Below are 20420 nucleotides of genomic sequence, written 5' to 3'. Positions count from 1 at the left end.
AATCCTTCGCTTATTGCTCGACCAGTTTCTGGGGTGCCATGTGTTTCGCATGCGAGCTCCAACCCTGATCCTTGGTGGAGTTGTTTATGGCCGCGAAAAGACTTCGTATCGGCGTGCTCTTTGGCGGGCGCTCCGCCGAGCATGAGGTTTCGCTGCTGTCGGCAACCAATGTCATGGCCGCGCTGAATCCGGCGAAATACGATGCCGTTCCGATCTTCGTCACCCGTGAGGGGCAATGGCTGCTGAGCCACTTCAAGGACGGCGCGCTGGCGACACCGTCTGACGGGGCGCAGCTCTGCCTGGTGCCTGGCGGACATGGGCGGATGCTGGCGATCCCCGCTAGCGGTGCGCCCCACGACCTGCCCGCCATGGACATCCTGTTTCCGGTGCTGCACGGCCTGCATGGCGAGGACGGCGCCGTGCAGGGGCTGGCCGAGGTGGCGCGCGTACCGCTCGCCGGCTGCGGCATACTGGGTTCGGCCGCCGCGCTCGACAAGGACATCGCCAAGCGGCTGCTGAAAGCTGCCGGAGTGCCGGTCGCGCGATCGGTGACCATCGAGGACGGTGCGGCGCCTTCGCTCGCCGCTCTGGAAGACCAGCTTGGCCTGCCAATCTTCATCAAGCCGGCGCGGCAAGGCTCGTCGGTCGGCGTCGCCAAGGTCAATGGCAGCCAGGAATTCGAGCGGGCACTTGGCGAAGCCTTCCAGCACGATCGCAAGCTACTGGCTGAGGAATTCATTCGCGGCCGCGAGATCGAGTACAGCGTGCTGGAAAGCCCCGCAGGCGAACTCTTCGTCTCGCGGCCGGGAGAGATCGTGCCGGCGGAAAGCCATGGCTTCTACAATTATAACGCCAAATACATCGACGAGAATGGCGCGGCCCTGATCGTGCCGGCCGAGCTGCCGCCTGAGGTCGAGGCAGCCATGCGCGCCATGGCGGCAAAAGCTTTCCGAGCCATCGGTTGCGACGCGATGGCGCGCGTCGACTTCTTCCTGATGCCGGACATGACATTCCTGATCAACGAGCTCAACACCATCCCCGGCTTCACCAACATCAGCATGTACGCCAAGGCGATGGCGGCAAGTGGCATCAGCTATCCTGAGGTGATCGACCGGCTGGTCGCGCATGGGTTGGCGCGTGCCGGGCGGTCGGGCTGAAGGTCGGCTTTAACTGCTTGCCTGAGTTTTCGTGCTTGCTGGGTTGTGCCTGTTTTTCGGCGAGTGCGCGTTTCAGGAGCGCCTTCCCCCACTCCGTCGCCGCTTCGCGGCACCACCTCTCCCCCCTCCGGAGGGAGAGGAAGGGAGCCAGCCTGCATATGCTCGCGCCTTTCCTCTCCCCCGTCGATCGGGGGAGAGGTGTCGAGCGAAGCTCGACGGAGTGGGGGTCGACGGCTCCCCTTTCGCTTTTATCAGACCCTACTTCGCGTTCGGGTTCGGCATCCAGGCCGGCATGGCGACATCGGCATGGGCGAACTGCGGCAGCTTGGCCGACAGGTCTTCCATGTTCTTGATGTCCTTGTCGATCAGGTCTTTCTGGGTGATCAGCGTCGGCGGCACGATGACGTTGTGGCCGGGATCTTCACCGGCGAGCAGCTGTGCCAGCGCGCGCACCGAGACCTGGCCGACGACGGCCGGGTTGGTAGCGGCAGTGGCTGCCCAGGCGCTGTCGGTCTCGCGCATCGCGGCAATATCCGAGGTCGAGATGTCGGCCGAATAGATCTTGATCTTCTTGTTCGAGCCCGCCTCGTCGACGGCGATCTTCACGCCTTTGGCGAATTCGTCATAGGGCGCGAACATCACATTGATGTCCGGATGCGCCTGCAGCACCGAGCGCGCCTGGTTGGCGACGGAGTTGGCGATCGGGTTGTCGAGCGTGCCGAACATCGCGACTTCCTTGATGCCGGCATATTTCTTCTTCACGTCGACCCAGGTCTCGTTGCGGCGGTCAAGCGGCGCGATGCCGGCGACATAGACATAGCCGGCGTTCCAGCTTTCGCCATTGTCCTTGACCGCCTGCTCGAGCGCGAGGCGGGCGAGGTCTTTGTCGGACTGTTCGATCTGCGGGATTTTCGGGTTTTCGACGTTGACGTCGAAAGCCACCACCTTGATGCCGGCATCGACCGCGCGCTGCGCGGCGTCCTTCATCGATTCCGTCAGGCCGTGCTGGATGATGATGCCCTGCACGCCAAGCGCGATGGCCTGGTCGACCATGTCGGATTGAAGGGCCGCATCCTGGCGGCTGTCGAGCACGCGCAGATCGATGCCGAGGGCCTTCGATTGCGACTCGACACCCGAGAGATAAGCCTGGAAGAAATCGCCGGTCGAGAGATAGCGCACCAGCGCGATCTTGACGCCCGGCTTGTCGAACGGCGCCGGCTTGTCGGCGGCAAAGGCCGGGACCTGCATCAGCATTGTTGCGCCGGCCAGTCCGAGCGCGACCTTCCCCAGAAGTCGTCTTGTGATGTTCACGTTTTTCCTCCGTTTGTTGAACTCAAAAAATTCCTGTTCCGGCCAAAACTATCTCCGACCCCTGCCCGACAGGGCGAAGGTGAAGACAAGGGCGACGACCAGAACCACGCCCTTGACGAAATCCTGCGTGTAGTAAGGCGCGTTCATCATCGTCAGGCCTTGCAGCAGGATGCCGACGAACAGCGCGCCGACGGCGGTGCCGAAGGCGTTCGGCTTGGCGGCGCCGAGCACCGCGTAGCCGATCAGCGCCGCGGCAACCGCATCGAGCAGCAGATTATTACCCGAGGCGATGTCACCGCGTCCAAGCCGTGCGGCGAGCAAAATCCCGCCGATCGAGGCAAAAACTCCTGAAATGACATAGGCCCAGATTTTGTATGCCTTGACAGGCGCACCGGCGAGTTCGGCGGCGCGCTCATTGGAGCCGACGGCGTACATCATGCGGCCGAAGCGTGTGTATTCGAGGAAGAACCAGATCAGCACGGCGAGCACGAGGAGCACCACGACCGACACCGGAATGAGGTTCGGAATGAAGAAGTCGAAGCGATGGCGGCCGAGCGCCAGGAAAGCATCGGCGAACTTGCCGTTGGCGACCGAGCCGTCGGGCATGGTCATGCCCGTGGCGATCGAGCGCCCCTCGGTCGGGATGCGCTGCAGGCCCACCAGCAGGAACATCATGCCGAGCGTCGCCAGCAGATCGGGCACGCGCATGTAGACGATCAGCCAGCCATTGATCAGGCCGACAATGGCGCCGATGAGCAGGCAAACGACGACCGCGACGACAACATTCTGCTCCAGCACCACCATGACATAGGCCGCCGCCATCATGGCCGACGTCGCGACCGAACCGATCGACAGGTCGAAGCCGCCGACGACGAGCGTGGCGGTGACACCGAGCGCCAGCACGCCGGTGATGGCGACCGACTGGAAAATGAAGACGGCACTTTGCGGCGAGACGAACCCGTCGGCGGCGATGGCGAAATACGCGATCAGGCCGAACAGAAGTACGATGAACCCATAACGGATGGCGTAGTCGCGCAGCGTCATTCAGCGCCCGCCATTTCCAAAGAACTCAAACCCATGCGCTTCATTCCAAATCTCATATTTCTTTGCTCAGGCCGCACTGTGCAGCGGTCCGCCGGCGACTTCGGCCAGCAGGCGATCGAGATCGACATCGGCGTTGCGGTGCTCGCCGACGATGGTCTGTTCGGACATCACCAGGATGCGGTCGGCCGTCTCCAGTGCTTCGTCGAGTTCGGTGACGAACAAAAGCGTGGCGCGGCCATTGGCGCTTGCTCTCAGCTTGGCGGCGATGTCGCGCCTGGCCGAGATGTCGACGCCCTGGAACGGTTCGTCGAGGATGAACAGTGTCGCTGCCTGCGCCATCCAGCGCGCAACCATCACCTTCTGCTGGTTGCCGCCCGACAGCGTCATCATCTCGTCCCTCTCCGAGCGGCAGACGATGCCGAGGTCCTCGATCTGGCGACGCGCGGTCGTACGTTCGAGGCCGCGCTTGAGAACGGCAAAGCGCGACATGCGCTTGTGGAAGGGAAGGCTGATGTTCTCCTGGATGTTGAAGCCGCCGACAATGCCGTTTTCGCCACGGTCCTTGGCGACCAGGAACACGCCGGCGGCAATGGCATCGCCTGTTGTATCAGGCGCATACGGCTTGCCGTTCAAAGTCATCGTGCCTGACAGCGGCTTGCGCAGGCCGAAGAGTGTTTCGGCCAATGCGGTCTTGCCGACGCCGACGAGACCGGTGATAGCGACGACCTCGCCGTCGCCGAGCGCCAGCGAGATCGGCCGGCTGCCGGGTGCGATGCGCAGGCCCTCAATGGTCAGCACCGGCTTGATGGAGCTTCTGGCTTCGATCCGGTCGAGGTGGATCTTGCGGCCGAGCATGGCGTTGACCGCGCCTTCGTAGTCGAGCGGCTTGGTGTCGAAGGCGCCAGAGATGACGCCGTCGCGCATCGACACGATGCGGTCGGCAAGCCGCCTGATATCGGACATGCGGTGCGAGATGTAGAGGATGGCGACGCCCTGCTCGCGCAGCCGGTCGAGCAGCGCAAACAGCCTGTCGGCCTCGGCGCTGGAGAGCGACGAGGTCGGTTCGTCGAGGATCAGCACTTTCGGCTGGTGCGCCATGGCGCGCGCGATGGCAACCATCTGGCGATCGGCCAGCGACAGATCGCTGACGCGCGCCTTCAGATCCATGGCGAGCCCCATGCGCTCGGCGACCGCCCTCGCCTCGCGGCGCACACGGCCGGGGTTGAACAGCAGCGGCGCGCCTTTGCCGCTCAGCCGGTCGAGCGTCAGATTGGTGGCGACATCGAGGTCGGCGACGACGCCGTCATTGATGTTTTGATGCACGGTGACGACGCCGGCGCGGATCGCTTCGGCCGGCGTGTTCGGCGCGAAGTTTTCGCCAGCGAGGTGCATGGTGCCGCCGGCATGGTCGTAAACGCCGCTGATGATTTTCACGAGGGTGGATTTGCCGGCGCCATTGGCGCCCATCAGCACGGTGATCTCACCGGCATGCAATTCGAGCGAGACGCCGCCAAGCACCTCGATATGGCCGAAGGACTTCCTCAGCCCGTCCACGCGGAACACGGCATCATTGCCCATTCGTTCCTCCCTGACGATGACGCTATGGGCTATATCATCAATTGTCAACTCGATTGACAATTGCCAGACAGCTTCCTAGCTTGGCCCCGCCGCCATCGCTCCTCTATGATCGGAGCGACCAAGCGCGAGGGTGAGGAATGACTGGGAAATTGCCGTTCGAAGCACTGTCGGTGGAGACGCTTGCTACGCGCCTCGGTACGAACGAAGCGCTGTGCGCCAGGATTGGCAAAGACACGAGCGCCTGGAAGGTGCGAGAGGTCGGCGACGGCAATCTCAACCTCGTCTTCATCGTCGAGGGCGCATCGGGCGGGGCGATCGTCAAACAGGCCCTGCCCTATGTCCGCCTCGTCGGCGACAGCTGGCCGCTGCCGCTGAAGCGTTCCTTTTTCGAATATCACGCACTGACGAGGCAGGAAGCCCGCGCGCCCGGCTCGGTGCCGGCGATCTACCATTTCGATGAGGCCCAGGCGCTGATCATCATGGAGTATCTGGCGCCGCCGCATATCATCCTGCGCCGCGCCCTGATCGACGGCCGCCAGTTGCCGAACATCGCCAGGGATATCGGCCTGTTCATGGCCCGCACCTTGTTCCGCGGCTCCGATTTTTCGATGCCGACCAAGGACCGCAAGGCCGATCTGGCGCTGTTCGCAGACAATGTCGAACTCTGCGGCATCACCGAGGATCTGGTGTTTTCCGACCCCTATTTCGACGCCAAGCTGAACCGGCACACCTCGCCGCAGCTCGACGGCCTGGTCGCCGAGTTGCGCGCCGACCGTGACCTCAAGGTCGAGGCGCAGCGGCTGAAGCATCTGTTTGCCGCCAACGCCGAAACGCTGCTGCATGGCGACCTGCATTCCGGCTCGATCATGGTCACCGACACCGAGACGCGGATGATCGATCCGGAGTTCGCCTTCTACGGTCCGATGGCTTTCGACGTCGGCATGCTGCTCGCCAATTTCTGGATGTCCTTCTTCTCGCAGCGCGGCCATGAACAGAACGGCAAGCGCGACGCGATGCGCGCCTATCTGCTCGGGGTGACCAACGAGACCTGGTCGGTGTTCCGCGCCGAGTTCTCGGCCCTGTGGCGCACGGAGCGCACCGGCATGCTCTATCAGAAAAGCCTGTTCGAGGATCAGGGCGACATCCTTGCCTCGGAGCAAGCGCTCGACCATGTGCTGCATCAGATCTGGACCGACCTGCTCGGCTTTGCCGGCATCGAGGTGCACCGGCGCATCCTCGGCCTCGCCCACAATGCCGATTTCGAGACCATCGAGAACGAGGACCTGCGCGCCTCCTGCGAGGCCAAGGCGCTGAAATTCGGCCGTCACATCGCCGTCAACCGGCGCCAGATCTACAGCATGGACGAGGTCAACAACCTCGCCGCGCTGATCGAACGGGAGAGCAGGATTTGAACGTTGGCGAGCGCCATTATCGCACCATCTGGCTGAGCGACGACAAGCGTTCGATCGAGATCATCGACCAGCGCTGGCTGCCGCATGAATTCCGCATCGAAAAGATCGGAACCGTCTCCGGCATCGCCACGGCGATCCGCGACATGTGGGTGCGCGGCGCGCCGCTGATCGGCGTCACCGCCGCCTATGGCGTCGCCATCCAGATGGCGGACGATCCGTCGGACGCCGCGCTCGACACGGTGTGGGAGACGCTCAACAAGACCCGGCCGACCGCGATCAATCTGCGCTGGGCGCTGGACGAGATGCGTCGCTCCTTGAAGCCGCTCGCGCCAGAGCAACGCACTGACGCCGCCTACAAACGCGCTGCCGAAATTGCCGACGAGGATGTGGGCTTAAACCGCGCCATCGGCGAGAACGGCCTGAAAATCATCAAGGAGATTGCGGCGCGCAAGAAGCCGGGCGAGCCGGTCAACATCCTCACCCATTGCAATGCCGGCTGGCTGGCGACCGTCGATTACGGCACCGCCACGTCGCCGATCTATCTCGCTGTCGAGGCCGGCATTCCGGTCCATGTCTATGTCGACGAGACACGGCCCCGTAACCAGGGCGCCCAGCTCACCGCCTGGGAGATGGCCGGGCATGGCGTGCCGCACACGCTGATCGTCGACAATGCCGGCGGCCACCTGATGCAGCATGGCGAAGTCGACATGGTGATCGTCGGCACCGACCGCACGACGGCCAATGGCGATGTCTGCAACAAGATCGGCACCTATCTCAAGGCGCTCGCCGCCGCCGACAATGACGTACCCTTCTACGTCGCCCTGCCCTCGCCCACCATCGACTGGACGGTGGCCGACGGGCTGGCCGAAATCCCGATCGAGGAACGCTCGGGTGATGAAGTGTCGCTGGTCTGGGGCAAGACGGCGGACGGCAAGATTGCACAGGTGCGGGTTTCGCCCGAAGCGACGCCGGCGGCCAATCCTGCGTTCGACGTGACGCCGGCACGGCTGGTGACGGGGCTGATCACCGAGCGCGGTGTGGCCAAGGCGTCGCGCGAAGGGTTGAAGGCGATGTTTCCGGAACGGGGTTAGCTGATCTCCCCCCTCGTGGGGGAGATGTCCGGCAGGACAGAGGAGGGGCGCTGTCCCGCCGACTTATCAGCACCGGGATTGGCCCGCCAACTTTCTGATCCGCCGGCTTTACGAACGAATAGGCCGCATTCCTTCGCGCCCCCCTCTGCCCTGCCGGGCTTTCGTCGTTCGGAAAGCCAAGCAATTGGCTTTCCGTCCGCTGTGCGGACCACTCCTCAACCCCCACGAGGGGGGAGATTGGCCAGTCGCCAATTGACAGCCCCCTCCGCCCCATCCATATCTCCCCCGTTAATGTTCTCAGGGCGGGGTGAAAGTCCCCACCGGCGGTAAGGGTTTCGGCCCAAGCCCGCGAGCGCCTTCCGGCAACGGGAGGGTCAGCAGATCCGGTGTGATTCCGGAGCCGACGGTTACAGTCCGGATGGAAGAGAACGATCGCAAAGGACGGCTCGCTCGCGGGCCGGTTTTTGCGTCGTGCGTCCTGATTCTGGTTCGAAACGGAAGGATGGACCCATGAATCAGCATACCCCGAAAAACTACGAAACCACCCGCGTCGCCGTCATTCGCGCGCGTTGGCACGCCGATATTGTCGACCAGTGCGTACAGGCTTTCGAGGCGGAGCTTGCCACGCTCGGCGGCCTTGCCGTCGATGTCTTCGACGTGCCCGGCGCCTATGAAATCCCGCTGCACGCCAAGACATTGGCCGAGACCGGCCGCTACGCCGCAATCCTCGGCACCGCCTTTGTCGTCAATGGCGGCATCTATCGCCACGATTTCGTGGCCAGCGCGGTGCTTGACGGCATGATGAATGTGCAGCTGTCGACCGGCGTGCCGGTGCTGTCGGCGGTGCTGACGCCGCACAATTATCACGACAGCGCCGAGCATCACCGCTTCTTCTTCGAGCATTTTACGGTCAAGGGTAAGGAAGCGGCCAATGCCTGCGTCCAGATCCTGGCGGCGCGGGCGTCGATCGCCGCCTGACCCATCAAAAATGCCCGGATTTCAGCCCTGCAACAAGAATTGCGGCGCAAGCGGCCGCTGACGGTTGCGGTTGGCGTGAAATTTGGCCAGAAGCATCAGGGGCCGGCCGGCAACCGGCCGGCCCCGCAACGTTGCGCTTGAAACCAGATACGGGAGACTATTGGGTGGCTCGCATAACACTGAGACAATTGCTCGATCACGCCGCCGAATATGGCTATGGCGTACCTGCCTTCAACATGAACAATATGGAACAGGGCCTTGCCATTATGGAGGCCGCCGAGGAGACCAAGTCGCCGGTCATCCTGCAGGCAAGCCGCGGCGCCCGCGCCTATGCCAATGACGTGGTGCTGGCCAAGCTGATCGACGCGCTGGTCGAAATCCACCCCGACATTCCGGTCTGCATGCATCTCGACCACGGCAACAACGAAGCCACCTGCGTCACCGCCATCCAGTACGGCTTCACCTCGGTGATGATGGACGGCTCGCTCAAGGAAGACGGCAAGACGCCGGCCGACTATGCCTATAACTCCGGCATCACCAAGCGCGTCGTCGACATGGCGCATTGGGGCGGTGTTTCGGTCGAAGGCGAGATCGGCGTGCTCGGCTCGCTGGAAAGCGGCGGCGGCGAACAGGAAGACGGCCACGGCGTCGAAGGCGCGATCAGCCACGACCAGTTGCTGACCGATCCGGAACAGGCCGTTGAGTTCGTCAAGGACACCCATGTCGATGCGCTGGCGGTGGCCATGGGCACCAGCCACGGCGCCTACAAATTCTCGCGCAAGCCGGACGGCGCGGTGCTGGCGATGAATGTGATCGAGGAAATCCACCGCCGCCTGCCCAACATGCATCTGGTCATGCACGGCTCGTCCTCGGTGCCGGAGGATCTGCAGGAGATCATCAACAAATATGGCGGCCAGATGAAGCCGACCTGGGGCGTGCCGGTCGAAGAGATCCAGCGCGGCATCAAGCATGGCGTGCGCAAGATCAACATCGACACCGACAACCGCATGGCGCTGACCGGCGCCATCCGCAAGGTGCTGACGGAAAACCCAAGCGAATTCGATCCGCGCAAATACCTGACGCCGGCAATGGCTGCGATGCGCAAGCTCTGCAAGGAGCGCTTCGAGCAGTTCGGTACCGCAGGCAACGCCCAGAAGATCAAGCCGCTGCCGGTCGCTGAGATGGCCAAGCGGTACAAGTCGGGCAGCCTCGATCCGAAGTTTGGTTAAGGCCGACTAACGTCCACAACAACTGAAATCATCAGGCAGGAGCAGACAAAGCTCCTGCCTGTATAACCATGCTCACCTGCCAGCCCGCTTTGGTATTTAAAACTCCCAGGCGGCGCGAAAAATGGAACGAAGCGCGCTCTCAACCTGCCATGCCGCGAGTAAGATCAGGCATCGAACCGGAAACCGGCAGGAACACGAGAATGTCCGCGCAGTCAGCAAAGGTCGTCAGTCTGGAGGCTTTCCGTCATGCACGGAATGCCCAGCATGCAGCGCATCCGCAGCAGGCGGTTTCGATGATGCCGGTCATGGCGCCGATGGCTTGGGTTCCCGTCTGGTTCATGCCCGTCTACTGGGTCGGAACGCCGCCAACGCTGAATTGACGCTGCCATGGCGGACGCTCTCTCGAACGTCATTGACCTCCCTGACAATGGCGACATCGCCAATGAATTGCCGCTGGTTCTCGGGCGCAACCTGCGCCGGCTGAGGACGCGGCAAGGTCACTCGCTGGAACGGCTGGCAAAACTGTCGGGCGTCAGCCGCGCCATGCTGAGCCAGATCGAGACCGGCCGGAGCGCGCCCAGCATCAGCCTGCTGTGGAAGATCGCGACGGCGCTGGGCGTTCCCTTTGCGACGCTGCTCGACAGCCAGAAGGTGCAGGGCACGCTGGTGCTGCGCCGCGAGCAGGCGAAAATCCTGACCTCGATCGACGGCAATTTCACCTCACGCGCGCTGTTTCCCTTTGACGGCGAGCGGAAGGTCGAATTCTACGAGCTTCGCTTCGCGGTCGGACACACTGAAAACGCCGAGCCGCATGCCGCCGGAACCATCGAAAACCTCATCCTGACGAAAGGCCGGCTGGAGATCAGGGCCGGCCAGGAAGCTGCGCATGTGCTGACAGAGGGCGATGCGATCCTGTTCGAAGCCGATGTGCCGCACAGTTACAGAAACCTGGGCGATGGCGAGGCCGTCGCCTATCTCGTGATGACCTACGTCGAAACCGTAGGCTGAAACGAAAAAGGGGCCGGTGAACCGACCCCTTCAAATTCGACGGGCGATGAGGCTCAGGCCATCGAGCCCATCATCATCATGCCGCCGCACATCATCATCATCGGCATGCCGGCGCCAGTCATGGCCATCATGCGCTTGCAGCATTCCATGAACATGTCCTTGGAAGCGTCGTCCATCGGCATCATCTCGCAGACCATGCCGTTGGCGGTCATCTTGCAGGTCATCTTGCACATCATGGCGGGCATCATGCCCTGCATCATCGGGTTCATCTGCATGCCGTTCATCATCGGCATCATGCCACCCATCATCGGGTTCATGCCGCCCATCATCATCGGGTTCATGCCGTTCATCATCATCGGCATCATGCCAGACATCATCGGGCCAGACATCATCATCGGGTTCATCATCGGCATGTTCATCATCGGCATCGGCTGCATCTGCATTGCGGGGTTCATGGTCTGCTCCGTCTGGGTTAGGGACGTCCCGCAACGGCAGGCCGTCAATGGCGGACCTCTACGCCGCGGATTCCCCTGGCGGCAACGGCAAATCCGGAGGCCGTTTCGCTTTCCTCCGCTGCAACGGAGGGAATGTCATTGGCAGCGGAAAAACGTGAGCCCAGAACGCTCGTTCATGCCTTGAATGATCAAAAATTGAGCACGAACGACCATTTCGACGGATGAAATTGGAACAGGCTTGCAAGCCAGACGCCGACTCTAGAATGCCCGCAACCGCGCCAAACCAAGACGCCGGATGAAAAATGGCCGGGCTCGAATACGGCCCGGCCAAAAAGAAGGTCAAGAACCTTCAGAGGGGAACACCGTTCAGTGGAATGGGAGGAAACCACCGAACGATTTTTTCTATATGGGCTTATTTGCGGCCGGTTGCGACGAATGACTTTCTAAAAGTCGATAACTGTCGGAAATTTTCATCCCAGACTTCTGCCCTCAGACCGGCGAGGCGCCGGTCTCCAAGAGATCGGCATAGTGCCGGCGCGCCACGTCGGGATGCGAGCGCAAGCGGCTTTTCAGCACATTGGTGCCGACATTGCGGAACAGCGGATTGTCGGGATCGCTGGCCGGCCCGCGCGCCTCGGCCGCCAGTTCCTCGGGCAGATCGAGCAGCGGGATGGTGGCGTCGAGCCGGGCGCTGAAGAAGAAGGGAACCGAGATGCGCTCGACGCCGGCCGGCGGCGTCACCACACGATGCACGGTCGCGCGGAGATAGCCGTTCGAGGCCAGTTCGAGCAGCTCGCCGATGTTGACCACCAGCGTATGAGGCAGCGGATCGACATCGACCCAGCTGCCGTCATATTCGACCTGCAGGCCCTTGTTCTCGTCTTGCAGCAGAAGCGTCAGGAAGCCGCCATCCTTGTGCGCGCCGACGCCCTGGTCGTCGCCGGTGGCGTTGCGGCCGGGATAGCGGACGATCTTCATGCGGTGGTTGGGCTCATTGCGGTAGATCGGATCGAAGGCGTCCTCGGCCTGGTCGAGCGACAGGGCGAAAGCCCTGAGCAGCCGGATCGCCACCGCGGTCGCCTTGGTTTGCCAGGCGAGCAGCGCCGGCTTCAGTTCGGGCAGTGCCGCCGGCCACTGGTTCGGCCCTTGCAGCCGCGTCCAGGCGGGCACGCCGGGGCCCTGCGCGATGGCCGGGCGTTCGACGCCGATGTCGAGCTGTTCGCGCCAGTCGGCCTTGCCTTTGGTCAGTTCGCCACCGGCGCGGGTGTAACCACGGAACTGCGAGGACTTGACCATTTCGATGGCCAGCTTGTCGGCCTCCGGCAGAGCGAAGAAGCGGCGCGAGGCGTCGAGCACCTCGGAAGTATCCGCAGCCGATATGCCATGCCCGGTCAAATAGAAGAAGCCGACGTCGCGTGCGGCCGTGCGCAGGTCGAACAGAAACGTTCGGTGCTCCGAGGCGCCCTGTTCGAGGCGGCTGAGATCAAGCACGGGTACGATCCTGGGCATGGGTCAAGCTCCTTGTTTGCCGGCCCCGCTGTCACGGTGGCACGCAGGCTGGTCCAATCAAAGCAATGCGCAATCCAATCTCGAGGCGAATGCAGAAAGCCGGCGCTGCCTTTTGCAGCCGGCTGGCAAAGAATGTTCGCGGCCGCTCATCCGCGGCGATCCAGCTTCGCGACCAGCCGGTCGCCAACCCACTGGATGCCGCAGACGAGGATGATCAGCACGATGACCACGGCGACCATGACACTGGTCTCGAAGCGTTGGTAGCCGTAGCGGATGGCAAGGTCGCCAAGCCCGCCGGCGCCAATCGCGCCCGCCATGGCCGAGGCGCCGATCAGCGTCACCAGCGTCACGGTGAAACCGGCGACGATGCCTGGCAGCGCCTCCGGCACCAGCACCTCGCGGATGATCGTCCAGCGGTTGCCGCCCATGGCGCGCGCCGCCTCGATCAGGCCGCGGTCGACCTCGCGCAGCGACACTTCGGCAATGCGGGCATAGTAGGGCGTGGCGGCGATCGACAGCGGCACGATGGCCGCCCAGGTGCCGATCGAGGTGCCGACGATCAGCCGCGTCACCGGGATCAGCGCGACCAGCAGGATGATGAACGGCACCGAGCGGAAGCCGTTGATGACGGCGCCGAGCGCGCGGTTCACCCAGATGTTTTCAGCGATGCCGCCACGCTCGGTGGCGATCAAGGCCAGACCGAGCGGCAGGCCGAAGACAAGCGAGATGAGGCCCGACGCGGCCGTCATCAGGACCGTCTCCCAGATCGAGCGCAGCAGAAGTTCAAACAGAACCGGCGACATGGCCAAGCACCTCCACCCGCGCGTCGCGGGCTCTCAGGAATTCGATGACTTCAGCGAGATGGCCTGCATCGTCGCCGGCCACCGCCACGAACAGCGTGCCGACAGGCTGCTGCTGGACATGGTCGATGCCGCCATGGACGAGACGGAACGGACCGGGCACCGCCACCGCGAGATCGGACAGCAGCGGGCCACGCGCGGCTTCGCCGGCGACGTCGATCCTGAGGATGAGCTCGGCGCCCTCGCCCGGAACAAGCCGGCTGGCAATTTCGACCGGCAGTTGCGGGCGGATGGCGCCGAGCAGGCTCCTGGTGATTTCGGAATGCGGCTCGGCAAAGACCGACCACACCGGGCCTTGTTCGACGATGCGCCCGGCATCGATCACCGCGACACGATCGGCGATGGAACGGATCACTTCCATCTCGTGGGTGATGAGCAGTATGGTCAGGCCGAGCTGCCGATTGATGTCTTTCAGCAGAGCCAGGATCGAGCGCGTGGTCTCCGGGTCGAGCGCCGAGGTCGCTTCGTCGGACAGGAGCAGCGCAGGTCGCGCGGCCAAAGCCCTGGCGATGCCGACACGCTGTTTCTGGCCGCCCGACAGCGAAGACGGGTAGGCTTTCGCCTTCTCCGACAGGCCGACGAGATCGAGCAGTTCGGCGGCGCGCGTCAACCGTTCGGCTTTCGGGCGGCCCTCGATCTTCAGCGGCAGCGCCACATTTTCCTCGACGGTCTTGGCCGACAACAGGTTGAAGTGCTGGAAGATCATGCCGATGCGCCGGCGCAGCGGCTGCAACTCACGCTCGCCGAGCCGGCCGATCTCGCGGCCTTCGATAAAGACGTCGCCGGAATCCGGCCGCTCCAGCCCGTTGAGGCAGCGGATCAGCGTCGACTTGCCGGCGCCGCTGCGGCCGATAATGCCGAGGATCTCGCCCTTCTTCACCGTCAGCGAAACGCCGTCGAGCGCCGGCGTCGCGCCGAAGCGCCGCTTGAGATCGACAAGGCGGACGACATCTTCCTGCCCGTCGGCAGCTATGTGGACCGGATCGGCCAGTTCGGCCGTGACGTGCTGGTTCATCTCACTGTCCGTTTCAACGCTGCACAAATGCAACAGCGGCCCGCTCAAAAGCGGGCCGCCTGCTCCTGATAACCAGGCGCCGATCAATACGCGCTGATCCCGGTGCCCTTGTAGACCTTGTCGAACTCGGCCTTGACCGCCTCGTTCTGGTAGGAGGCGACCAGCGTCTTCACCCAGGCCTCGTTCTCATTGCCGGATTTGACGGCGATGAAGTTGCGGTAGGGATTGTCGGCCACAGGCTCCTGGGCGATGCGGTTGTCCGGGCCAAGACCGCTCTTCAGCGCCCAGTCGGTGTTGACGACGGCAGCGTCGAGATCCTCGACCGAGCGCCCGACAATGCCTGCGTCGAGCTCCTTGATGACGACCTTCTTCGGGTTCTCCGAGATGTCGGCGGTGGTCGCCAGAATGCCGGTGCCGTCCTTCAGCTTGATCACACCTTCGTTCTGCAGGACGCGCAGCGCACGGCCTTCATTGGAAGGGTCGTTAGGCAGGCCGATGACGGCGCCTTCCGGCAGGTCGGCGACCTTGGTGTATTTCTTGGAGTAAAGGCCGATCGGCCAGACGCCGGTGTAGCCGACGCGCACGATATGATAGCCTTGGGTCTTGATCTGGTTGTCGAGATAGGGCTGGTGCTGGAAGGCGTTAGCGTCGATCTCACCGCGCTCAAGCGCCTCGTTGGGCTGGGTGTAGTCGTTGAACACCACGGTCTCGACGGTCAGACCTTTTTTAGCGGCCTGTGCGACGACGACACGCCAGACATCCTCATCCTCACCGCTGATGATGCCGACCTTGATCGCCGTCTTGTCCTCGGCGAAGGACGGCGTCGGCTGAGCAAGGCCGACAAGTGTCACGGCCGAGGCGAAAAGTGCCGCAAGGGCAGCTCGCCGGCTGATGGCCGAAAAAAGAAGAGAATTGGAAGCGTTTCCGCGTTCGGACATTGTCGATCCCTCGTAATCCTGAAGTCATTGCGGCTTGGTGGAATACCAAGCCTTGACGACATCATCGGCAATGCTGCCTGCCGGATCAAAGAACCGCATTTCTTCTCAAACACGAAGCCGGGAATATTCTCTCAAAGATTTCGCACTTGCGAGAACGGCCCTGCCTGAGAGCCTGTTTCGAAATTCGCTCCGGCGAGTCATATGGTGGTGTTTTCGAGAACCGTAGCGCAGCGGACATTTGGTCCGTGAGCACGCACATGACCCCGAAATCGATGTCGATTTCGGAAAGGATCATGTGCAAATTAAAGTGCTACAGCGTCCTTTGCGCGTCCGAGGACGCGCGGCGCTGTAGTAAGCGCAGAAAACGCCATCAGATGGCCGCCGGAGTAGACTTTCCAAACAGGCTCCGACCGATCAGAACGTCTCGACCCATGGCCGCAGCTCGACCTCGAAACTCCAGGCGCTGCGATGCTGGCGATGGACCGCGAAATAGGTCTCGGCGATCGCATCGGGCGACAGCTGGCTGTCCGGCCGCTCGGGCTTCTTCCCCACCGGCTCGATCTGGCCGTCGATGATGAAATGCGCGACATGGATGTTCTTGGGCCCGAGTTCGCGCGCCATGGACTGGGCGAGGCCGCGCAAGCCGAATTTCGGCATGGCAAAGCCGGCCGAGTTGGCAAACCCCTTGATGCTGGCGGAGGCGCCAGTGAACAGGATCGAGCCGGAGCCGCGCGCCAGCAGCCGCCGCGCCGCCTGCTGGCCGACCAGGAAACCGCCATAGGCGCCGACGAGCAGCGCCTGCTTGACCGCATCGGCATCGAGCTCGGCGATCGGGCCGCGGGTGCGGCCGCTGGCGTTGAAGACGGCAAGCGCCAGCGGACCTTGCTTGTCGGCCGCCTCGAACAGGCTGGCGACAGAGGCCGGGTCGGCAACATCGGTTTCGACGGCGAGCGAACCGGTCTCCTCGACCAGCGGCGCCAGCTTGGCGGTGTTGCGGGCGGCCAGCACCACGCCAAAACCTTCCCGGGTCAGAAGGCGGGCCAGCGAGGCGCTCAGGCCCGCGCCCGCGCCGGCGATCACTGCGACTTCGGATGGCATGTGGTTTCTCCCTTGATGGTTTGTTCGTCACATAGCTGGCGTCTTGAGCGGCCAGACACAAGAACGGCGTTGCTCGATTTTCGCCGTTCGGTGAAAAACGCTGCCGGCGTGTTCGGAGCAATCGACGTCAGCCAAGGTCTTGCCTGGCGAGCCAATCCGTCCGACAGGTGGTCTCCGTTGGAATCGCAGACGGTCTCGCAAGGGAATCGACCATGGAACCAATCTGGGCCGTCGGCCTGATGACCGGCACCGTGCTTGACGGCAATATCGACGTCGCGCTGATCAAGACCGATGGCGAGCGCATCGCCGATTTCGGCACCTATACGCTGGCCCCCTACCCGCAATCGATCCGCACCTTGCTGGAAGAGACGCTGCGCCAGGCGAGGGCGTGGAATTTCGACGGGCCGGAGCCGGCGATTTTTCGCGAGGCCGAAGAGGCGCTGACGCGGGCGCAGTCGGCGGCGGTGAAAGATCTCGTCGAAAGCTACGGGCTGACCATGGCCGATATCGGGGTCGTCGGCTTCCACGGCCAGACCGTGCTGCATCGCGCCCCGCAGCCGGGACGGCGCGGCGACACGCGGCAGCTTGGCGACGGCGAGCTGATGCATTCGATCCTCGGCGCCAAGGTCGCCTACGACTTCCGTTCGGCCGATGTGCGCGCCGGCGGCCAGGGCGCGCCGCTTGCGGCCGCCTATCACGCCGCACTCTTGAAGGAGGCCGACGCCAGCGGCGACACCGCCGTGCTCAATCTCGGCGGCGTCGGCAACATCACCTGGTGGGACGGCAAGGACAACATCGTCGCCTTCGACACCGGTCCGGCCAACGCGCCGCTCAACGATTTCATCAAGGCGCATGGGCTGGGCGAAATGGACCGCGACGGCAGGCTGGGTGCGGCCGGCAAAGTCGACGAAGCGCGGCTGGCGAAGTTGCTGCAGCATCCGTATCTGACAAAACCCTATCCGAAATCGCTCGATCGCTTCGACTTCACCGCAGCAATGGCCGACGGGCTCGGCGTCGAGGACGGTGCGGCGACGCTGACGGCCTTCACCGTCTCGGCCGTCGGCAAGGCGCTCGACCTGTTGCCGCGCCGGCCGAAGCGGCTGGCGGTCAGCGGCGGCGGCCGCCACAACCGGACGATGATGGCGATGCTGGCGAACCGCGCCGGCGTCGAGGTCGTCCGGGCCGAGACGCTGGGATGGAAGGGCGATGCGGTGGAAGCCGAATGTTTTGCCTTCCTGGCGGTGCGCGTCTTGCGCGGCCTGCCGATCAGTTTTCCCAGCACCACCGGCGCGCCGCAACCGATGCAAGGCGGACGGCTAGCGGGTTAGAGTTTTTGTTTCCACGCAATTCCGGACGGAAAACCGCTACGCACTTTTCCTGGAATTGCTAGCCGAGTTTCTTCTGCAGGAAGATGCGGCTGCGGCCGACGGGAAAGTCCGGCAGTTCGCCGAAGCGCCGGTAACCCTGCCGCTCATAGACCTTGGCCGCGACGGGATTGAAGGTGTCGATCAGGGCGCCATGGCAGCCTCGCGTCAGCGCCTCGCGCTCGGCGGCGTCCAGCATGTCGCCGGCCACATGCTGGCCGCGCAGGCGTTCATCGACCCACAGCCATTGCACGTAGAGCCAGCCCCAGGCGGTATAGCCCGAAACGCCGGCGACGACAGCGCCCTCCTCGTCGCGCACGAAGATGGCGATCGGCTTGCGGCCGGAATGGCCGACATCGCTGTCATTGAACGCCGTCAGCCGCTCGGCCAGGAAGGCGAGGTCCTCGGCCAAGGGATCGGCGGTGGTCTCAAGCGTCGTTTTCATCTAGGCGCGGCTCGCGTGGCGCGCCAAGCTCTAGCGAAGGACGGGATCAGGACGCAAGCTTTGCCGCATCGGCCTACGATCTGATGGGCGAACGCCAGGTCCCCGCAGCGGCCGCGATCAGCATCAGCACGGCGGCGACCAGCGCACAGACGGCGAAGCCGAAGGACGAATAAAGCGGCCCGAAGCTGGTGGTGCCGATAAAGACGGCGAGATAGGTGACCGAGCTGTTCAGGCCCATGATGGTGCCGCGGCGCGACGGATCGAGCGCGGTGAGGCGCATCACCAGCACGTTCAGGCCGAAATGATTGGCAAGGCCCCATATGGCGATCATGGCCAGGATCAGCGCGAAATTGCTGCTTGCGAGCGCGATCGCGACATAGACGGCGGCGACCAGCAGATAGGCGAAAGGCATGACGCGGCGCGCGCCGATGCGGTCGATGACGCCGTCGAGAAAAGCCGCCGTGCCGAAGCCGGCGCCGTAGGCGAGTGCGGCCAGCGCATTGGCGCTGACGGGTTCACCGAGGTCCTGGTGCAGATGATCGCCGAGATAGCCGTAGACGCCGTAAAAGGCGGTCATGAAGGCGGTGCAGGCGATCAGCAGCGGCACGATGCCGGGAATGGCCAGCGCACCGAACGGTGTCGGTGCCGGACCGCTCTTCCTGACGTCACTGAGCGAGGTCATCGACAGAGCGGCGAGCGCAATGGCGGACAGCACCGCAACCGCTGCGAAGACGGCGCGCCAATGGACGAGATCGGCAAGCACGGCCGACAGCGACACGCCGGCCACCATGGACACCGTCCAGCCGGTCAACACGACGCCGATGGTGCCGCTTTCGCGGCCGGGCGGCGCGATCGCCGCTGCACTGGCATAGATGGCCGGCATGGCGACGCCGGCGGCGATGCCGGCGACGGCCTGGGCCGCAACCAGCGCGAACACCGTCGGCGCCAGCGCGCTGGCGAGAAGCGCAACCGCCAGCAACAGCAGCGCACCCTGCAGCATGCGACGGGCGCCGACGCCATCGATGTAGCGGGCGAGAAACAAAGCGCTGGCCGAGGTGCCGAGGCCGAAGGCAGCCGACGCGGCCATGACTGCGGGCACGCTGGCGCCGAAGGATGCCGCTACCGCCGGGGCGATCGGCCCCAGGACCAGCGAATTCGAACCGATGACGGCGATACAGCCGGTCAGCAGATAGGCCAGCGCCGGGATGGGCGCTGTTGCTGGGAGCGTTGTGGCTTGATGTGTGTTCGTCATATCGGCATAGTGGCCGAATTAAATTCTGCGACAACAAGGAATTTCGCTATGGATGAAGAAACAGATGGTGTTCTGCAGAACAAGGTAGCCGCCCGCGAGCTCGACGCGATCGACCGAAAAATATTAGGCGTGCTGGTCGAGGATGCAACGATCAGTTACGCCGAACTTGGCGAACGGGTCTGCCTGTCGCCGCCGGCGGCGCATGAGCGGGTCAAGCGGCTGCGGCGCAGCGGCGCCATCCGCGGCACAGCGGTGATCATAGACCCCAAGGCGGTGAAGAAGCCGCTGCTCACCTTCGTGCATATCGATACCAAGGGCTGGGGCAAGACGCCGGAGCTGATGGCCGTTTCCCAATATCCCGAGGTCGAGGAGATCCATTCGGTGGCCGGCGACACCTGCATGCTGCTCAAGGTTCGCACCGAGGACACCAGGGCGCTCGAAGGCCTGCTGGCTCGTCTCTACGAAACGCCCGGCGTCACCTCGACGCGAAGCTATGTCGTGCTGTCGACCTATCTAGAACGGCCGGTGCAACCCGAGATCACGGCGCAATGGCCAACGCCCCGGCATATGGCCACGCCGCTGTACTGATCTGCGCCATCTTCGTCTTGCCGGAGGCCCAACAATCCTTCACAAACGGCACCCTATAGTGGCGATTGCGATTGTCGGGGTACGAGAG

Annotated in this window: 20 protein-coding genes and 1 riboswitch; of the genes, 9 read left to right on the top strand and 11 right to left on the bottom strand. The window is 63.6% G+C overall.

Translation table 11 applies throughout. The features are described 5' to 3' along the window. Positions 1 to 86: 86 nt before the first annotated feature. On the top strand, positions 87 to 1157 hold the full coding sequence (locus AC1DYJ_RS30550) for a D-alanine--D-alanine ligase family protein (RefSeq protein ID WP_477286675.1): 1071 nt from the start codon (positions 87 to 89) through the stop codon (positions 1155 to 1157). 258 nt (positions 1158 to 1415) lie between these two features. On the opposite strand, the gene AC1DYJ_RS30545 is transcribed toward AC1DYJ_RS30550, so the two are convergent. From AC1DYJ_RS30545 to AC1DYJ_RS30535, 3 genes are all read right to left on the bottom strand, one after another. After that, positions 1416 to 2468, bottom strand: coding sequence for a substrate-binding domain-containing protein (locus AC1DYJ_RS30545; RefSeq protein WP_477288752.1), 1053 nt, complete (start codon positions 2466 to 2468; stop codon positions 1416 to 1418). Positions 2469 to 2516: 48 nt separating this feature from the next. Next, on the bottom strand, positions 2517 to 3512 hold the full coding sequence (locus tag AC1DYJ_RS30540; protein ID WP_477288751.1) for an ABC transporter permease: 996 nt from the start codon (positions 3510 to 3512) through the stop codon (positions 2517 to 2519). Between the two features lie 66 nt (positions 3513 to 3578). Continuing rightward, positions 3579 to 5090 carry a sugar ABC transporter ATP-binding protein gene (locus tag AC1DYJ_RS30535; protein WP_477288749.1) on the bottom strand — a complete coding sequence of 504 codons (1512 nt, stop codon included), beginning with the start codon at positions 5088 to 5090 and terminating at the stop codon, positions 3579 to 3581. A 137-nt stretch (positions 5091 to 5227) separates the two neighbouring features. On the opposite strand from AC1DYJ_RS30535, the gene mtnK reads away from it, so the two are divergent. The 6 genes from mtnK (at position 5228) to AC1DYJ_RS30505 (ending at position 10808) form a co-directional block, all read left to right on the top strand. Beyond that, positions 5228 to 6502 carry an S-methyl-5-thioribose kinase gene (gene mtnK, locus AC1DYJ_RS30530; RefSeq protein WP_477288747.1) on the top strand — a complete coding sequence of 425 codons (1275 nt, stop codon included), beginning with the start codon at positions 5228 to 5230 and terminating at the stop codon, positions 6500 to 6502. Further along, entirely contained in the window at positions 6499 to 7593 is a 1095-nt protein-coding gene (gene mtnA, locus AC1DYJ_RS30525) for an S-methyl-5-thioribose-1-phosphate isomerase (RefSeq protein WP_477288745.1), read from the top strand. Before mtnK ends, mtnA begins: the two co-directional genes overlap by 4 nt. 289 nt (positions 7594 to 7882) lie before the next feature. Next, positions 7883 to 8027: riboswitch (FMN riboswitch) on the top strand. A 76-nt stretch (positions 8028 to 8103) separates the two neighbouring features. Then, on the top strand, positions 8104 to 8571 hold the full coding sequence (locus AC1DYJ_RS30520; RefSeq protein ID WP_477288743.1) for a 6,7-dimethyl-8-ribityllumazine synthase: 468 nt from the start codon (positions 8104 to 8106) through the stop codon (positions 8569 to 8571). 164 nt (positions 8572 to 8735) lie between these two features. Continuing rightward, positions 8736 to 9800 carry a class II fructose-bisphosphate aldolase gene (fba, locus tag AC1DYJ_RS30515; protein WP_013532928.1) on the top strand — a complete coding sequence of 355 codons (1065 nt, stop codon included), beginning with the start codon at positions 8736 to 8738 and terminating at the stop codon, positions 9798 to 9800. A gap of 200 nt (positions 9801 to 10000) precedes the next feature. Then, positions 10001 to 10180, top strand: coding sequence for a hypothetical protein (locus tag AC1DYJ_RS30510; RefSeq protein ID WP_477288741.1), 180 nt, complete (start codon positions 10001 to 10003; stop codon positions 10178 to 10180). Between the two features lie 7 nt (positions 10181 to 10187). Further along, complete coding sequence (locus AC1DYJ_RS30505; protein WP_477288739.1) at positions 10188 to 10808, top strand: helix-turn-helix domain-containing protein; 621 nt, start codon at positions 10188 to 10190, stop codon at positions 10806 to 10808. A 53-nt stretch (positions 10809 to 10861) separates the two neighbouring features. On the opposite strand, the gene AC1DYJ_RS30500 is transcribed toward AC1DYJ_RS30505, so the two are convergent. The 6 genes from AC1DYJ_RS30500 to AC1DYJ_RS30475 form a co-directional block, all read right to left on the bottom strand. Further along, positions 10862 to 11263 (bottom strand): hypothetical protein, encoded by a 402-nt coding sequence (locus AC1DYJ_RS30500; RefSeq protein ID WP_477288737.1) that lies wholly within the window; start codon positions 11261 to 11263, stop codon positions 10862 to 10864. A 489-nt stretch (positions 11264 to 11752) separates the two neighbouring features. Then, on the bottom strand, positions 11753 to 12772 hold the full coding sequence (locus AC1DYJ_RS30495; protein ID WP_477288735.1) for an isopenicillin N synthase family dioxygenase: 1020 nt from the start codon (positions 12770 to 12772) through the stop codon (positions 11753 to 11755). Positions 12773 to 12918: 146 nt separating this feature from the next. Continuing rightward, the gene (locus AC1DYJ_RS30490) at positions 12919 to 13575 is read right to left on the bottom strand and encodes a methionine ABC transporter permease (RefSeq protein WP_477237284.1); all 657 of its coding nucleotides are present in this window, start codon (positions 13573 to 13575) and stop codon (positions 12919 to 12921) included. Continuing rightward, a complete protein-coding gene (locus AC1DYJ_RS30485) occupies positions 13556 to 14647 on the bottom strand; it encodes a methionine ABC transporter ATP-binding protein (protein WP_477288733.1) in 1092 nt (363 codons plus the stop codon). Before AC1DYJ_RS30485 ends, AC1DYJ_RS30490 begins: the two co-directional genes overlap by 20 nt. An 83-nt stretch (positions 14648 to 14730) precedes the next feature. After that, positions 14731 to 15585, bottom strand: coding sequence for a MetQ/NlpA family lipoprotein (locus AC1DYJ_RS30480; protein WP_477288731.1), 855 nt, complete (start codon positions 15583 to 15585; stop codon positions 14731 to 14733). A 414-nt stretch (positions 15586 to 15999) separates the two neighbouring features. Next, positions 16000 to 16683: an SDR family NAD(P)-dependent oxidoreductase gene (locus AC1DYJ_RS30475; protein ID WP_477288729.1), complete on the bottom strand. Its 684-nt coding sequence runs from the start codon at positions 16681 to 16683 to the stop codon at positions 16000 to 16002. A 212-nt stretch (positions 16684 to 16895) separates the two neighbouring features. Here AC1DYJ_RS30475 and AC1DYJ_RS30470 point away from each other — a divergent pair, with 212 nt between their 5' ends. Next, the gene (locus tag AC1DYJ_RS30470) at positions 16896 to 18011 is read left to right on the top strand and encodes an anhydro-N-acetylmuramic acid kinase (RefSeq protein ID WP_477288727.1); all 1116 of its coding nucleotides are present in this window, start codon (positions 16896 to 16898) and stop codon (positions 18009 to 18011) included. Between the two features lie 58 nt (positions 18012 to 18069). On the opposite strand, the gene AC1DYJ_RS30465 is transcribed toward AC1DYJ_RS30470, so the two are convergent. Both AC1DYJ_RS30465 and AC1DYJ_RS30460 read right to left on the bottom strand, forming a co-directional pair. Further along, positions 18070 to 18492, bottom strand: a complete 423-nt coding sequence (locus AC1DYJ_RS30465; protein WP_477288725.1) for a GNAT family N-acetyltransferase — start codon at positions 18490 to 18492, stop codon at positions 18070 to 18072. Positions 18493 to 18565: 73 nt separating this feature from the next. Continuing rightward, positions 18566 to 19744, bottom strand: coding sequence for an MFS transporter (locus AC1DYJ_RS30460; RefSeq protein ID WP_477288723.1), 1179 nt, complete (start codon positions 19742 to 19744; stop codon positions 18566 to 18568). Positions 19745 to 19792: 48 nt separating this feature from the next. On the opposite strand from AC1DYJ_RS30460, the gene AC1DYJ_RS30455 reads away from it, so the two are divergent. After that, positions 19793 to 20332 carry an Lrp/AsnC family transcriptional regulator gene (locus AC1DYJ_RS30455; RefSeq protein ID WP_023709951.1) on the top strand — a complete coding sequence of 180 codons (540 nt, stop codon included), beginning with the start codon at positions 19793 to 19795 and terminating at the stop codon, positions 20330 to 20332. Positions 20333 to 20420: the final 88 nt, after the last annotated feature.

This window comes from Mesorhizobium sp. P2_B11, assembly GCF_056404855.1.
This window is presented reverse-complemented; position numbering and strand designations above follow the sequence as displayed.